Source organism: Lactobacillus kefiranofaciens, assembly GCF_900103655.1.
Lineage (GTDB): Bacteria > Bacillota > Bacilli > Lactobacillales > Lactobacillaceae > Lactobacillus > Lactobacillus kefiranofaciens.
Genome location: NZ_FMXC01000002.1, coordinates 85,919 through 101,224 on the forward strand (window position 1 = coordinate 85,919; position 15,306 = coordinate 101,224).

Below are 15,306 nucleotides of genomic sequence, written 5' to 3' on the forward strand. Positions count from 1 at the left end.
TTTTATCTACTGATTTTTCTATAAGAAGCAGCCAAATCATTCCTAATTTCACAATAAAGTGGAAACAGCTTTTGATAAACAGCTACTTCTTTTTCATTCGGAAAATAAACCTTATCTTCTTGAGCAAATTGAACTATTTCATCAAGCTTTTTACTCCAACCTAATGCTTGTCGTGCTAAAAACATCGCTGCTAACGTGCCACTTTGCTCTTCTTTCATTGTGACGATTGGAATATTAAAAATATTGGCACATAATTGCCTTACAAAATCACTTTTGAGAAATCCACCAGTTGCGTTAATTGCAACTGGTTTTTTCGTATTTTTAATCAAACTAAAAGCCGCATCGTAAAGATTAAAAATAATACCTTCAATTACGGCCCGCGCCATTTCAGGCTTTTGATGCATGCGCGTTAAACCCACGAAAGATCCTCTGGCATTGGCATCCCAAATCGGAGCACGTTCACCACCTAAATAAGGCAAAAAAATCAGACTGCGACTGCCGGCTGGTGCGGTTTGAGCGACATCTAAGAAATCCTGTGGAATTTCATTAGCATCAAATAAGGTTTGTCGCGCCCAATTGAAGACAATCCCACCATTATTTATCGGACCGCCCAATAGATAATGCTGTTTATCAACGGGATAACAGAAATAACTAGCATTTTGATCTATTTTAGGTTGAGCCACGATAGTTCTAACTGCTCCTGATGTCCCAACATTTAGAGCAAAATGATCGCTATCAATTGCATTAACTCCAATTGTAGACAAGTAACCATCACTAGCTCCCAAAATAATTTTGGTATCTGTACTTATCCCCAGCTTTTGCACATATTCTGGGTAAACGGCAGCAATAACCTGTGTAGGCTTAACTATTTTAGGTAATTTATTCTGATCGATTTCTAAAAGCTCTAAAAGCTCTTGATCCCAATCTAAGGTCTTTAGATTAAGCATCCCTATACCCGCAGCCATCGTTGTATCGGTGATCAATTTTCCCGTTAAACGCCAAATCAAATATTCCTTGATACCACACCATTTTTCCGCATGGTTAAACAATTCCGGGCGCTCATTTTTCAGCCACATAAGTTTATAGATCGGCGCCATCGGGTGCATGGGCATCCCAGTTTTTTCATAAATCTTGCGTGCTAAACCACTTTTTTTAGCTTTTTCCACTACTTTTGCACATCGATTGTCCGCCCAGGTAATACTGTTAGTTAAAAGCTCATTATTTCTCCCTAATCCAATCAAGCTATGCATCTGACTCGACCATGAAATGGCCGCAATCTGTCCCTTCACTTTTTGCGCTAATTTAAAAATAGTATTTTGAACAGCATCAAAAATCAATTGTGGGTCTTCTTCGGCTTGATTCACTTCTTCTTGAATTAGCGGATAACCATACCTGGCAGAAAATATATCTTTACCGTTCTCATCATAAAGAACGCCTTTAGTTGCCGTTGTCCCTACATCCATGCCAATAATATAATTCATTGCTTTTCCTTTTATTTCTTATACAAAAAAACAGCTACCGGAGAGTAGCTGTCATGGTGGTCAAACTTGCGTGACCACGGTGCGTAGAACATTGTTTTTTAGTCGGATTTACTTCTTAAGATTTTCGTTAACGAAGGCTTCGATTTTATCGTCTGAGTCTTTCAAAAATGGAAGCATATCTTCTTCCGTCTTCATGGTATCTCTACCATTCTTTTCCATAAAGTAGTCCCAAAGGGCATCTCTAACTGGCATATCTGAATCACTCCAGTCAAAAGCTTCCTTCATGTGACGGTCTAACAATGCAGTCTTTAAAATTTCGTCTGCCATCTTAAATTACCTCCTAAAATATTCTACATTTTATATTATACCGCACTTTCTTTTTCTCATCTACAAATTGACAATCAAAAGTATGTAATGTAATACATCAAATTACGTTTTAATGAATTAGCTAGTATACTTTAATCAATTTAATTTTGGGGAGATAATTACAACGAAAGCAAAAATTCTCAAATTATTATTAACAACATTTATCATGATCATAATTTGTCATTTATTTTAAAAATTTACGTCCAATAATGATGAGTTTTGGAGTATCATCCCTATGTATTGGGCCAGTTTAGTATTATACGAATTTCAAATGAGTGCTACTGCATCTAGAAAGTTATGTCAAAAAAGAACTTTCCGCATTTTTCGTAAGGTGCGTGATCGCGCCCGAACTAGCTTTATTGCTTCAATCCCCAAATGATCGATTGCATATTCCATACTAATTTCTCCCAAAATTGTCTGTAAAGAGATTAATTCTAATCGCGATAAATTTTTGACAAAGGTATTGTATGTCTCATCCACCGGAATAGCTAAAGGCGACTGCATCGGTTCACTAATTTGACCATGCTCACGCACCATTTCCCAGGAAACAGCCTCATGATTGATCTTTCTTCTGGTTGCCATTGTATATCTCACTAATGTTCTAGCATGATTAAATAACTTCGTTCGATAAAAGCTACAGAAATCGCCTTTTTTACTATTAAATACCAATGCGGTCTCATAACAAATAATCATTGCATCTTGCTGCCAATCTTTCCATTCATAATGACTAACATAGTAGTTTTTTACCACAGCACCAACTAATGGTTTATACAAGCTAAATAATTCTTCTAAAGCTTGACTATCTCCTGCTTTAACTTTCTTAATTAATTTTTTCTCTCTTGCTTTCATTCATCTTCTCCCGTGTCTCGTTTAAAGAATACAAGTCGTACTCAGAGCACGATAAGAAAACGAATGTTTATTTAGAACAGCATATTTTTTGTGTATCAAAAAAGCAGACAGATAATTTTTTCTGTCTACTCGATCAATTCTTATTTTAAAGGATATCTGCTGTTATAAGCTTGATAAAGCAAAACTCCGGTTGCAACACTAGCATTTAATGATTGTACATGGCCAATCATTGGCAAAGTAATTGTTTGATCCATCTGTTTTTTAAGTAAAGGCGCAATTCCCTTACCTTCATTGCCGATTACCAAAACGGTCTTGCCTTTAGCATTCCATTGACGGTAGTCTACGCCAACCATATCCGTACCAAAAATCCAGTAACCACGTTTTTTCAAACTCTTAGTTGTTTGAACTAAATTATTTACTCGCGCAACTGGTACATAATCAATTGCTCCAGTAGATGTCTTAGCTACAACTGAAGTTAATCCGGTTGCGTGACGCTTAGGAATGATGATGCCATCAACGCCAGTAGCATCGGCTGAACGTAAAATTGAGCCTAAGTTATGCGGGTCTTCGATTGAATCTAACATTAATAAAAATGGTTCTTTACTATCCTCATCAAACTTATCCAATAATTGATCTAGATCTGCATATTCAAAACTTGAAATTGCTAAAACTAAGCCTTGGTGATTGCCTCCATCAACTAAGCGATCAAGCTTATTTTTAGGTACGCTTTGTACAATCAGTCTTTTTTTCTTAGCAAGTGCATAAACTTGATTAGCAAATTCTTCTTGTACGCCATGTTGCAAAAAAACCTTATTGATTTTATCAGCATTTTGCGTCTTCAAATAATCAATTCCAGCATGACGCCCAAATACAAAATCTTTATTCGAAGTCATAGTCCTTAATTCCATCCTCTTCCACAGTATCAATACACCACTTGCTAAGCTGAGCTACACGATCATTTTTATTTAATAAATCTAAATAACCTAACATCGCTTCAAAGCCTGTTGATAATTGATAAGTCTTCAAACTAGTATGCTTAGCTTTAGTGTGCGTCTTAGCATTGCGACCACGACGAAAGGCAGTCAATTCTTGATCTGTTAACATTTGTTCATCTTGCATTTTAGTAACTAAAGCAGCCTGTGCCTTAGCTGAAACATAGTGAGTTGCTTCTCGCTGCAATACTTGTGGCCTTACGATTCCGCCCTTTACTAGATGTCGGCGAATAATTACTTCATAAACTGCATCCCCTAAATAAGCTAAAGTTTGTCCATTTAACGTATCTGGATTGATATTTTTTTCAGTTAATTTCTTGATTTTAGTCACGAGTCCACCTTGTCCCTTGAGGGGTATCTTGAATAGTAACCCCGATCTCTTTTAATTGATCACGCAATTTGTCGCTAGTTGCCCAGTCCTTGTTGGCACGTGCTTCATCACGCTGTTTAACCAATTTTTCAATCTCATCGTCATTAGAACCGGTGCTTTGTAAGCAAAGTTTATTCGTATCAACACCGAAAACCAACAGCCAAGCCGTCAACTTATCCGCAAATCTTTGCAAATTCTTTTTATCTGCTTTTTCCGCATTGGCGTTGGCATTAATTATTGGAAGTAAGTCATAAATTGCAGTCAAAGCATTTTGAACGTTGAAGTCATCATCCATTGCAGCTACAAATTTTTGCTCAGTTTTATCAATTGCCTGAGCTAATTCGGCTGATTCTTCACTAGCAGTATCATCAGTTAAGCGATAGTTAATGTTAGTCAAAGTATTTTTAAAGCGGTCCAAAATCGTTGTGGCTTGCTTCAAATTTTCTTCTGAGTAATTGATTTGCCGGCGATATTGCACACTAGCCATGAAGAAACGCAAAACTTGCGGATCCACTTCTTTTAAGATGTCATGCACAGTAACAAAATTATGCAATGATTTGGACATCTTTTCTTGATCTTTACCGACTGTGACAAAGCCATTGTGCAACCAGTAATTAACAAACTTTTGCCCGGTTTCTGCTTCACTTTGAGCAATTTCATTTTCGTGGTGTGGGAACTCCAAGTCTTGGCCACCACCATGAATATCAATCGTCTTGCCCAAATATTTAGTGCTCATGACAGAACATTCAATATGCCAGCCGGGACGGCCTTTGCCCCATGGTGAATCCCAAGCAATTTCATCGGGCTCTTTTTGCGCTTTCCATAAAGCAAAATCGATTGGATCTTCCTTACGATTTTGTTCTTCATCATTAATATGCTCCGAAGCCCCTTCTTCAAGCTGTTCAATGTTTTGATCGCTTAATTCGCCATAATGCTTGAATTTTCTAGCGCGGTAATATACATCGCCGTCTGCTTCATAAGCGTAGCCTTTATCAATTAAAGTTTGAACAAACTTAATAATGACTTTAATCTCATGTGTAGCGCGGGGATGTAGTGTTGCTGGTTCGATGTTTAACGCAGTCGTATCTGCTAAAAATGCATCAATGAACTTTTCCGCCAGTTTAGGTACCGTAGTGCCCTCAGCGTGCGCCTCATTAATCATCTTATCGTCTACATCAGTAAAGTTAGAAACATACTTAACCTTATAGCCCTTATATTCAAAGTAGCGTCTAATCGTATCAAAGGCAATCGCACTACGAGCATTCCCAATGTGAATATAGTTATACACAGTTGGTCCACAGACATACATGCTAATCTGTCCTGGAACTAATGGTTTGAATTCTTCTTTTTTGCGCGTCAGTGTATTATAGACTTTCACAGCTAACACTCATCCCTTCTATGAAAATAACTATTCTCATTTTAGCAGAAGAAAAAAGAAGTTGCAGTCTTCTGCAGCTTCTTCTTTGTTAATTCTCTTTTTTATTAAAGATTGTTGGCGCTCATTTGCTTCAAGGTTAAATCGATGTGTTCTACCACACGCTTCTTACCTAAAAGTTCCATTGCTTCACCAATACCAGGTCCTACCATTGAACGGGTAGTAGCAATTCTGATTGGCATAAAGAGCTTTCTACCCTTAATACCTGTTGCATGACGAGTTGCTTGAATAGCATTCATGATTTGCACTGAAGTAAATCTTGGAATGAGGTCTAATTGCTTCTTGAATTCTTCAATTACGCCGCGACCATCATCATTCTTGATTTCTTCGATTTCTTCATCTGAAAGATCCTTAGCATCTTCAAAGAAGATCTTAGCCATGTCAACGATTTGCTTAGTATATGACATTTGAACTGAGTAAATGTTAACCAATTGACGAACCCATTCCATCTTTTCTGGAGTTGGGTGTTCATCAATGAGGCCTGCTTCTTGCAAGTTGTTTAATGCTAAGTCAAGTAAGGTATCACGGTCAGCCTTCTTGATGTATTGGTTATTAATCCATTCAAGCTTCTTTTGGTCAAAAGCAGCAGGTGACTTAGACAAACGTGCAGGATCAAATTGCTTGATAAATTCACGCTTGTTGAAGATTTCGTTTTCACCCTTTGGTGACCAACCCAATAAAGTAATGAAGTTAAACATTGCTTCTGGCAAGTAACCAAGGTCACGATATTGTTCGATGAATTGCAAAACTGATTCATCACGTTTAGAAAGCTTCTTACCAGTTTCTGAGTTAATGATCAAAGTCATGTGACCAAACTTAGGTGGCTTCCAGCCAAGTGCTTGATAAACAACTAATTGCTTAGGAGTGTTAGAAACATGGTCATCACCACGAAGTACGTGGGTAATCTTCATTAAGTGGTCGTCAATTACAACGGCAAAGTTGTAAGTTGGCATGCCATCACGCTTTTGAATAACGAAGTCGCCACCGATGGTGTCCGATTCGAATTCAAGGTGACCCTTAACGATATCATCCCATGAATAAGTTTCCATTTCTGGAATGTGAATACGAACAACTGGCTTCAAGCCTTTAGCCTTAGCTTCGTCTTGAGCTTGCTTAATCTCATCGGCAGTCATGCCTTCATATTCATAAGTGTAGTGAGGTGCAATCCCTGCAGCACGTTGTTCTTCACGTTGAGTTTCAAGTTCTTCCTCAGTCTTGTATGAGTAGTATGCCTTGCCTTCGTCAATTAATTGATCGATGTACTTTTGGTAGATTGCTTTTCTTTCTGATTGACGATAAGGACCGTAGTCGCCACCCTTATCCGGACCTTCATCCCAGTCAATACCTAACCAGTGAAGGTTTTCCATCTGAGACTTGGAACCACCCTTAACGTTACGCTTTTGGTCGGTGTCTTCAATTCTCAAGACCATCGTACCCTTGTTGTGACGAGCGAATAAATAGTTAAAAAGTGCAGTACGTGCGTTACCAATGTGCAAGTGACCAGTTGGACTTGGTGCATATCTTACACGGATTTTTTCTTTAGCCAAAATTCATGCCTCTTTCAAAAATAGTATATACAAACAATTTTAGTTTACTCGTTATATAGTAAGAATTCAATTGGTGCTAACCAAAAACTAATTTTAACGCCTGTGGAATGCTGGAAACCGGAATAACCTCAATGCCTAAGCTGTTTAAACTAGCATGCATATTATGCCGCGGAATAAAAACACGCTTGAAGCCCACTTTAGCGGCTTCTTTTACTCGTGCTTCAATTTTATCAACGCGGCGAACTTCGCCGGTTAGCCCTACTTCACCTACAAAACAATCTATAGGCGAAATTTCTTTATCAGTGTAGCTTGAAGCTACTGCCATTGTAATAGCCAAATCAATCGCTGGTTCATTTAATTTAATGCCGCCAGTTGCAGTTAAATAAACATCCTGGTTTTGCAACATTAAATTGCCTCGTTTTTCCAGCACGGCCAATAATAATGAAGCCTTATTGAAACTAATGCCTGAAGTCGTTCTTTTAGCATAGCCAAAAGCAGTTGGCGTTACTAATGCTTGAATTTCTGCAAGCAGCGGCCTAGTTCCTTCTAGAGAAACTACCACAGCTGAACCAGTAGAGTTTGGCAGTCTTTGATCAAGAAAAATCGATGATGGATTAGTTACTTCTTTTAAACCTTCATTTTCCATCTCAAACATGCCGATTTCGTTTGCGGCGCCAAAACGATTTTTCACAGAGTGCAAAATACGGTAAGAATGGTGTTCATCCCCTTCAAAATAGAGGACAGTATCCACCATGTGCTCCAAAATCTTCGGTCCTGCAATCGCGCCTTCCTTAGTCACGTGACCAATGACAAACACGGTAATGGCGTCCATCTTAGCGATCTTCATGAGTTCGCTGGTCACTTCACGCACTTGCGAAGCTGAACCAGTCATTGAATCAAGACTAGGCTCATTCATGGTTTGAATCGAATCGATGACTACGAAATCAGGCTTTACATCGTTGATTTGTTCGCGAATATCATGCATGTCTGTTTCAGGATATAGCAACATATTACTTTGACCCACGCCTAAACGATCGGCTCTTAATTTAATCTGATTAGCTGATTCTTCCCCAGAAACGTAGAGCACCTTATATTTTTCCGATAAGTCGCTCATGATCTGCAACATCAAGGTCGATTTGCCAATACCAGGATCCCCGCCAATTAAAACAAGCGAACCTGGGACGATGCCACCACCCAAGACGCGATTTAACTCCTCTGACTTAGTAGGGATGCGGTCTTCTTTTTCTGCCTTAACCTTGTCTAATTTAACTGGTTCATTGATACCCGTCTTTTTGATTAAACGGCTAGCAGTCGCTTTTGTAGAACGCTTTTGTACTTCTTCAGTTTCTTTTTCAAACTGATTCCACGCGCCACAATTAGGACAACGTCCCAAATAGCTGGCGGAAATATAGCCACAAGAATGACATTTATATTGTGTTTTTACTCGTGCCATTAATCATCTTCCTTTTCATTTGTTGAACCAAAACCACTGACTCTTCGGCGACTAATCGGGTCATCGTCATCAGTCTTGAGATATTTGATAAAAATTCCCTGAGCAATCCGATCGCCTTTTTTAATATGTAAAGGCCGCACGCCATAGTTGATCATCTGCACGAAAATTTCGCCTTCATTATTAGGGTTGTTGTAATAATCTGCATCGATCACGCCAATCCCATTTGGCAAGGCTAAATTTCGTTTGAAAGTATTTGATGAACGATTAGCTAAAATCAATACTTCATCTTCTGGCATGTAAGCTTTAAGACCGGTAGGCACTAAAAATGATTTTAACACTTCATCGCCCATTTCATAATCACGCTCATAAAGCTGGTGACCGTTTCGAATTAATCTAAAAATTCTCACGAAATTTAAGCGCCAAATACTGGGAATAATCACATCTGCCGCTGCCTCGATGTCATAGCCAGCACTGGCTAAAGTCTGTCTACGTGGTAAATTAATGTCTTGATCCTGATATTTTTTTACTACTTCAAATCCGCGTGTCTTCATCTTGATAACTCCATTTACTACTTTTCTTTTAACAGATATCTATTTTACAATGTTTTCAGCTAACAAAAAATATTTAGCCCTCTATTATTTATTACGCAAAAAAGTTTAATTATTTTTTTAAAGGTGAAAATTTTATGTATAATCCACAAGATCCCCATCAATTTTTTGAAACTTATGATAATAACGATGTTTTAGTATGTCGTTGGACAATGGACCAAATTGACCGCAAAGATGGAACGGTCTGGGTAATGAACCACTTCTTTTTTGTTCCTACTGAAGATTCTAAAAAATCAATGCCAAGATTACTAGACGATGAAATGGACACTGTACTTGATATTGCTAAAGAAAGCGGCTACCCTATCTGGCCGCTAGATCCGCTGATCATCGACTATTTTGAAAAACATCCCGAATTTCACCAAATTTGGTACCATCGTCCGTTTAAAAGATAGACTACTTTCTTTTGATAAGTTAAAATATAATTGATGTTTAATTAATAAAGGAGGAATTTTTTAATGACCAAAGAAATCAACAATGATACGATTGCTAAATTTGAAAATGATTTAGCCAAGCATCCCGCTTTTAACGTTGCTAGTCATGCAGCTCAAGAAAACGGCATCTTCAAAGCTAGCCAAAATTTACAATCCAAGATTGACTTAGACCCAACTTTCTCAATCGAAATTGATACGGGTAAACCAGCTGATCAAAAACAATCTGGTCGTTGCTGGATGTTCAGTGCTTTGAACACCATGCGCCACCCACTACAAAAGAAATTTAAGTTAAAGGACTTTGAATTATCGCAAAACTACACTAACTTCTGGGACAAATTTGAAAAGTCTAACTGGTTCTTCGAAAATGTGATCGGTTCCGCAGATAAGCCACTTGGCGACCGCAAGGTTTCCTTCTTATTTGCTACCCCACAACAAGACGGTGGTCAATGGGACATGCTTTGCGGCATTATTGAAAAGTACGGTATTGTACCCAAGAGCGTTTACCCAGAAACTGCTAACTCAAACAACTCAAGTGCTTTAAACGACACCTTAAACACTTTGCTTCGTAAAGATGGTCTTGAATTAAGAGACTTAGTTAATGCTGGCAAGTCAGAAGATGAAGTACAAGCTCGCAAGGAAGAAATGTTAAACGATGTCTTCCGCGTTCTTTCAATCTCACTTGGTGTTCCACCTAAGAAATTCAATTTCGAATACCGTGATGATGACAAGAACTACCACATCGACAAGGATATTACTCCTAAGGAATTCTTTGACAAGTACGTTGGCATGGATCTTGAAAATCATATTTCAACAATTAATTCACCAACTGATGATAAGCCTTTCCACAAGGTCTTCTCAGTTGAATACCTAGGTAACGTTGAAGGCGGTCGTCAAGTTCGTCACTTGAACTTAAAGGTTGATGAAATGAAAGATTTGATCATCAAGCAATTAAAGAGCGGTGAAGTTGTTTGGTTCGGTTCAAACGTAGTCAAGGATTCTGAACGTCGCGCTGGTTTACTTGACACTAACCTTTACCGTCGTGATCAATTATTTGATGTTGACTTCTCAATGTCTAAGGCTGATAAGCTTGACTCAGGCGAAAGCATGATGGACCACGCAATGGTTATTACTGGTGTTGACATCGTTGATGGCAAGCCAACTAAGTGGAAGATTGAAAACTCATGGGGTGAAAAGCCAGGCTTTAAAGGCTACTTCGTAATGAGTGATTCATGGTTTGACTCATTTGTTTACCAAGCAGTTATTAACAAAGATATTTTGCCAGAAGATCTTAAGAAGGCTTACGACGAAGGCAAGGATAATCCTATTCAATTATTGCCATGGGATCCAATGGGTGCTTTAGCATTTAAGTATTAATAATTAGATTTATTCCACATAATTAACAGACTAGGAATGTTTGACACTCCTAGTCTTTTTCATGAAAAGGCAAAAAATTTGCTAGCAATTTAGATTTATTTTAATATTATGTAAGTATTTACAAAAAATAAGGTAGTTAATTTATGAATATACTTATTGCTTTAATTCCAGCACTTGGTTGGGGAATTTTTTCACTTATTGCTGGCAAAATTAAAAATAGTCATCCTGCTAATGAGTTAATGGGGTTAGGAACTGGGGCATTAATAATCGGTATTATTACAGCTATCATTCATCCAACCAGTTCCAACATTACAATTTTTTCGTTATCACTAATTTCTGGAATGTTTTGTGCACTTGGACAATCTGGTCAATTCATTTCAATGAGAAATATCGGTATCAGTAAAACGATGCCATTATCAACAGGTTTTCAACTGATCGGTAATACTTTAATTGGGGCAATAATTTTTGGAGAATGGACTAGCAGCTCTCAATATTTAATTGGTACTTTAGCTTTAATCTTAATTATCGTTGGTGTTAGTTTGACCGCCATCAGCAAAGATAAAAGCGCCAAACTCAAAATGAGAGATATTATTCTATTGCTCTTCACATCAATTGGTTATTGGATTTATTCATCATTTCCAAAAGCTATCACAGCCGATGCACAGACCCTATTTTTACCACAAATGATTGGTATCTTTATTGGTAGTATTATCTTTTTGTTAGTATCTCGCCAAACCAAGGTATTAAAAGAAAAAGCTACCTGGCTTAATATCTTTTCCGGTTTTTCATTTGGGATCGCCGCATTCGCATATATCTTTTCAGCTCAATTAAACGGCGTTATTACTGCTTTTATTTACAGTCAACTTTGCGTAATAATTTCTACTTTAGGCGGTATTTTCTTTATCGGTGAAAATAAGACTAAATCCGAATTAATTGCAACCTTTGTTGGCCTAATCTTAATTATCATTGGTGCTGCTATTCAATGAATACTAAAAATTAATGAAAGACTTCAGATTTATTCTGAAGTCTTTTCTTCATTTCCTGCCAGTATTCTCAATCTTATAATGTTTAAAAAATTCCAAGTGCATATTCTTGCTTTATCCAAAAATGAAACATACAGTGAAAGCCTATTTATTAGAGATGATCATTTACCTAGGAGGTAATAAACATGACAGATTATTCAAAGAGATAATTGAAAGCTTTAGACAGAATTTCTAAGAAGATTAGTGAACGCTGAAAGTCACTTAGCTAAAATTGAAGATTCAGTACCTGACAAGCGTCATCTCGTACCGCACAACATGAAACTATTAAGGACATCAAGTCTATTCTGAAACATGCTAGAAAAGTTGGTGAATATGACGCCAAGATTGATGCTAAGGCTGATGAAAAAGAATATGTTTGCGTTGAGGATGAAGAAGGTTGTCATTAAGGACCTTGAAAAAGAATTCAAGGAACTTGATGAAAGACTTGATAAGTTAAGTGATACTGATGGTTACGATATTAAGCGTTACCGTGAAGAACATCACTCACTTGAAAAGGCTAAGGAAGTTTTAGCAAAAGCTGGTAAATTAGAATAATTTATTCATTTCATAATAATAAAAGAGCGTAAGTAGATATTTTGATCTACCTACGCTCTTTTTGCATTAATTTAAATCAGATATTTTTCTGACTTCATGTACCATTTCTTAACTACTGTAGTTAAAGCAATGTACAAAACTAACAAGATAAAGACAACAGCTAAGAAATAAACTGGAATTGGGCCAAACTTCATCGCCTTAGCAATCGGTGTAATAAATGGTAAAGCTGTTCCGATTACTGCCATGCTAATGGTTGACCAAGTAACAATTGCCGTTGCATGTTGCTTAATAAAAGGTACTCTTGGATCTCTTAAAGCATGGATCACCATTTCTTGTGTCCAAAGAGATTCAATAAACCAACCAGCACTAAAGACAAGACTAAACAATAATTTTTGTGAAGCTGTTGCTCCTGCATAACTGGTACCCACAACTTGTGGACAAACTACAAAAAATAGAATTGCAAAAGTCAAAATATCAAAAATCGATGAAGTCGGACCAAAGTAAAACATAAACTTAGGCAACTTCTTAGTACTCCACTTTCTTGGTTCTGAAAGATAATGACGATTCATTGTATCAAATGGAATTGATAAACAACTGGTTCCGTACATCAAATCGAGAATTAGTAATTGAATTGGCAACATTGGCAAAAATGGTAAAAATGAAGATGCTACTAAAATTGATAAAATATTACCAAAATTAGATGAAAGTGTAATCTTGATATACTTCATTGCATTACCAAATACTTGTCGACCAATTTGAACTGCTCTTTCCAAGATTCGTAAATCTTTATGAAGCAAAATAATATCTGCAGATTTTTTAGCGATATCCACAGCCGTGTCCACAGAAATTGAAACATCGGCAGCCTTCATAGCTGGAGCATCATTAATACCATCACCCATGTAAGCTACGGTGTGCCCATCTTCTCTCAATACTTTAATAATCTTGGCCTTTTGCTGTGGTGATAGCTTAACGAAAACATCGCATTCTTGCACTATCTTCTTTAATTCAGCTGTAGTTTTATTTTCAAGTTCTTTACCTTGGTATACTTTATCAATATTCAGACCTACTTGCGCACCAACATTTCTCGTTACAGCTTCATTATCACCAGTCAGAATCTTAACTGTAATTCCATCTTGTTTTAAAGCATCCAATGCCTCCTTAGCACTATCCTTTGGTGGATCAAGGAATGCTAAAAATCCGGCGAGAATCAATTCTTTTTCATCGGCTACACTAAATTCACCAACAGGAGCTGGATTTTTCTTGTAAGCAAGCAAAATAACTCTAAGACCATCACGATTCATTTCATCAATCTTGTCTAAAATCTCTTTTCGCTGCGCTTCATCTAACGGTTTGATCTCCCCATCCTTTTCTACTCTATTAGAACATGCCAACATTTCTTCCGCAGCACCCTTAGTTACTAATAGATGCTCATTTTTCTTATTTTTAACAACTACACTCATCCGCCGACGTTTAAAATCAAAAGGAATTTCATCAATTTTTTGATAATTTTGCTTAATATTGTTAGTGTCTAATTCATCATCAGCTACATCAATAATAGCCTTATCCATCAAATCTTTCATGCCTGTTTGATAGTAACTGTTTAAAAAAGATAATTCCAAGACCTTCGGTTTTTCTTCTAAATTCAAATTGTAGTGACGTTCAAGCACAACTTTATCTTGGGTTAATGTTCCCGTCTTATCAGTACACAAAATATCAGCTGAACCAAAGTTTTGAATAGAACTCATTCTTTTAACGATCGTTTCATGCTTAGCCATCTCTACAGAGCCTTTAACTAGGTTACTAGTAACAATCACTGGCAGCATTTCTGGCGTTAAACCAACTGCAGTTGCAATTGCAAAGATTAAAGCATTTAACCAATCACCCTTGGTCAATCCATTAATTAAGAAAACTAATGGCGCAATCACCGCAGTCATCGTTAACAGAATTTTAGAGATATTTTTAATTCCAATATCAAATGTAGTTTCTTTGTTTTTATTTTTAGCTAAACTACGAGCTAAATTGCCAAAGACAGTTTGATCGCCTGTCGCAAAAACAACGCCCATCCCCGATCCAGAAACAATATTAGTTCCTTCATACAAAACATTAGGATAATCCAAGTAACTATCTTCATCTTCCGGTTTTTGATCGGCAATTTTTTCTACAGGATTAGATTCACCATTAAGTGAGCTAGCAGAACAGAATAAGTCCTTACTACGCAACAATAGTAAGTCTGCCGGTACTAAATCACCTGCAGTTAAATTAATAATATCGCCGACTACTACCCCTTTAGTTGGTAATTCCTGATCTTTCTCGTCTCTTCTAATATTGGTTGTTACTGAAACCATATTCAAAAGACTTTCGACAGCATCACTTGTTCTAACGTTTTGAACAAAACTAGTAATTCCTGAAATCAAAATCATGACCAACATAATAATCACTGTACTCAAATCTTTTTGATTAGTTGGTACGAAAACATAATCAGTGAAAAAAGATAGAGTTGCTAAAATTACTAGCACTCCAGTAAAAGGTGTCAAAAAGGCATCAGCTAAAAAATGTAATTTAGGATGGTGTTCTTTGTTAGACACTTCATTAAACCCATCGCGTTCTAGCCTTTTACGCGCTTCACTAGCAGTTAAGCCATTAACAGAAGCTCCTAATTCTGTTAACACCTTACTTTTATCCTCTCTAGCAATCCGTTTAGCTAAAGTCGCATCTGTTACCACACGATCTTTAGAGTTGATTTTCAGCATTCTAATCTCTCCCTCTAAAAAATCGGCAAACAAACAAAAAGGCCAACGCAAAAACTGCATTGGTCTTAATTAT

At 37.1% G+C, this 15,306-nt stretch carries 13 protein-coding genes and 1 pseudogene; 4 read left to right on the forward strand and 10 right to left on the reverse strand.

Annotated features, from left to right (window positions below):
- Nucleotides 1-2 precede the first annotated feature (2 nt).
- From BLP58_RS01620 to BLP58_RS01660, 9 genes are all read right to left on the reverse strand, one after another.
- The gene (locus BLP58_RS01620) at nucleotides 3-1,481 is read right to left on the reverse strand and encodes a gluconokinase (protein WP_013853550.1); all 1,479 of its coding nucleotides are present in this window, start codon (nucleotides 1,479-1,481) and stop codon (nucleotides 3-5) included.
- Between the two features lie 108 nt (nucleotides 1,482-1,589).
- Nucleotides 1,590-1,808 carry a P8 family protein gene (locus BLP58_RS01625; protein ID WP_013853549.1) on the reverse strand — a complete coding sequence of 73 codons (219 nt, stop codon included), beginning with the start codon at nucleotides 1,806-1,808 and terminating at the stop codon, nucleotides 1,590-1,592.
- A gap of 339 nt (nucleotides 1,809-2,147) precedes the next feature.
- On the reverse strand, nucleotides 2,148-2,696 hold the full coding sequence (locus tag BLP58_RS01630) for a DNA-directed RNA polymerase subunit sigma (RefSeq protein WP_013853548.1): 549 nt from the start codon (nucleotides 2,694-2,696) through the stop codon (nucleotides 2,148-2,150).
- A 140-nt stretch (nucleotides 2,697-2,836) separates the two neighbouring features.
- Nucleotides 2,837-3,589 (reverse strand): 23S rRNA (guanosine(2251)-2'-O)-methyltransferase RlmB, encoded by a 753-nt coding sequence (gene rlmB, locus BLP58_RS01635; protein ID WP_013853547.1) that lies wholly within the window; start codon nucleotides 3,587-3,589, stop codon nucleotides 2,837-2,839.
- Entirely contained in the window at nucleotides 3,576-4,019 is a 444-nt protein-coding gene (locus tag BLP58_RS01640) for a Mini-ribonuclease 3 (protein ID WP_013853546.1), read from the reverse strand. The genes rlmB and BLP58_RS01640 overlap by 14 nt, the downstream gene beginning before the upstream one ends.
- Nucleotides 4,012-5,436 carry a cysteine--tRNA ligase gene (cysS, locus tag BLP58_RS01645; protein WP_420864882.1) on the reverse strand — a complete coding sequence of 475 codons (1,425 nt, stop codon included), beginning with the start codon at nucleotides 5,434-5,436 and terminating at the stop codon, nucleotides 4,012-4,014. The genes BLP58_RS01640 and cysS overlap by 8 nt, the downstream gene beginning before the upstream one ends.
- Nucleotides 5,437-5,540: 104 nt before the next feature.
- On the reverse strand, nucleotides 5,541-7,040 hold the full coding sequence (gltX, locus tag BLP58_RS01650) for a glutamate--tRNA ligase (RefSeq protein WP_013853544.1): 1,500 nt from the start codon (nucleotides 7,038-7,040) through the stop codon (nucleotides 5,541-5,543).
- A 76-nt stretch (nucleotides 7,041-7,116) separates the two neighbouring features.
- Complete coding sequence (gene radA / locus BLP58_RS01655) at nucleotides 7,117-8,493, reverse strand: DNA repair protein RadA (RefSeq protein ID WP_013853543.1); 1,377 nt, start codon at nucleotides 8,491-8,493, stop codon at nucleotides 7,117-7,119.
- Nucleotides 8,493-9,044 (reverse strand): dCTP deaminase/dUTPase family protein, encoded by a 552-nt coding sequence (locus BLP58_RS01660; protein WP_013853542.1) that lies wholly within the window; start codon nucleotides 9,042-9,044, stop codon nucleotides 8,493-8,495. Before BLP58_RS01660 ends, radA begins: the two co-directional genes overlap by 1 nt.
- Before the next feature lie 134 nt (nucleotides 9,045-9,178).
- Between BLP58_RS01660 and BLP58_RS01665 the strand changes: the two genes are divergently transcribed.
- The 4 genes and pseudogenes from BLP58_RS01665 to BLP58_RS01680 all read left to right on the forward strand — a co-directional run bounded on the left by BLP58_RS01665 (nucleotide 9,179) and on the right by BLP58_RS01680 (nucleotide 12,483).
- Entirely contained in the window at nucleotides 9,179-9,493 is a 315-nt protein-coding gene (locus BLP58_RS01665) for a GNAT family protein (RefSeq protein WP_013853541.1), read from the forward strand.
- Nucleotides 9,494-9,556: 63 nt separating this feature from the next.
- Nucleotides 9,557-10,906 (forward strand): aminopeptidase C, encoded by a 1,350-nt coding sequence (gene pepC, locus BLP58_RS01670; protein WP_013853540.1) that lies wholly within the window; start codon nucleotides 9,557-9,559, stop codon nucleotides 10,904-10,906.
- A gap of 143 nt (nucleotides 10,907-11,049) precedes the next feature.
- Nucleotides 11,050-11,892, forward strand: a complete 843-nt coding sequence (locus BLP58_RS01675) for a RhaT/GlcU family sugar-proton symporter (RefSeq protein ID WP_013853539.1) — start codon at nucleotides 11,050-11,052, stop codon at nucleotides 11,890-11,892.
- Nucleotides 11,893-12,098: 206 nt separating this feature from the next.
- Nucleotides 12,099-12,483 (forward strand): annotated as a pseudogene (locus BLP58_RS01680) (hypothetical protein).
- Nucleotides 12,484-12,554: 71 nt separating this feature from the next.
- Here BLP58_RS01680 and mgtA read toward each other — a convergent pair.
- Nucleotides 12,555-15,233 (reverse strand): magnesium-translocating P-type ATPase, encoded by a 2,679-nt coding sequence (gene mgtA, locus BLP58_RS01685; RefSeq protein WP_013853537.1) that lies wholly within the window; start codon nucleotides 15,231-15,233, stop codon nucleotides 12,555-12,557.
- Nucleotides 15,234-15,306: the final 73 nt, after the last annotated feature.

Bases quoted from the DNA above. Each gene is read 5' to 3' on its own strand.
- BLP58_RS01620 (WP_013853550.1), bottom strand. From the start codon at position 1,481: ATGAATTATATTATTGGCATGGATGTAGGGACAACGGCAACTAAAGGC.
- BLP58_RS01625 (WP_013853549.1), bottom strand. From the start codon at position 1,808: ATGGCAGACGAAATTTTAAAGACTGCATTGTTAGACCGTCACATGAAG.
- BLP58_RS01630 (WP_013853548.1), bottom strand. From the start codon at position 2,696: ATGAAAGCAAGAGAGAAAAAATTAATTAAGAAAGTTAAAGCAGGAGAT.
- rlmB (WP_013853547.1), bottom strand. From the start codon at position 3,589: ATGACTTCGAATAAAGATTTTGTATTTGGGCGTCATGCTGGAATTGAT.
- radA (WP_013853543.1), bottom strand. From the start codon at position 8,493: ATGGCACGAGTAAAAACACAATATAAATGTCATTCTTGTGGCTATATT.
- BLP58_RS01660 (WP_013853542.1), bottom strand. From the start codon at position 9,044: ATGAAGACACGCGGATTTGAAGTAGTAAAAAAATATCAGGATCAAGAC.
- BLP58_RS01665 (WP_013853541.1), top strand. From the start codon at position 9,179: ATGTATAATCCACAAGATCCCCATCAATTTTTTGAAACTTATGATAAT.
- pepC (WP_013853540.1), top strand. From the start codon at position 9,557: ATGACCAAAGAAATCAACAATGATACGATTGCTAAATTTGAAAATGAT.
- BLP58_RS01675 (WP_013853539.1), top strand. From the start codon at position 11,050: ATGAATATACTTATTGCTTTAATTCCAGCACTTGGTTGGGGAATTTTT.
- mgtA (WP_013853537.1), bottom strand. From the start codon at position 15,233: ATGCTGAAAATCAACTCTAAAGATCGTGTGGTAACAGATGCGACTTTA.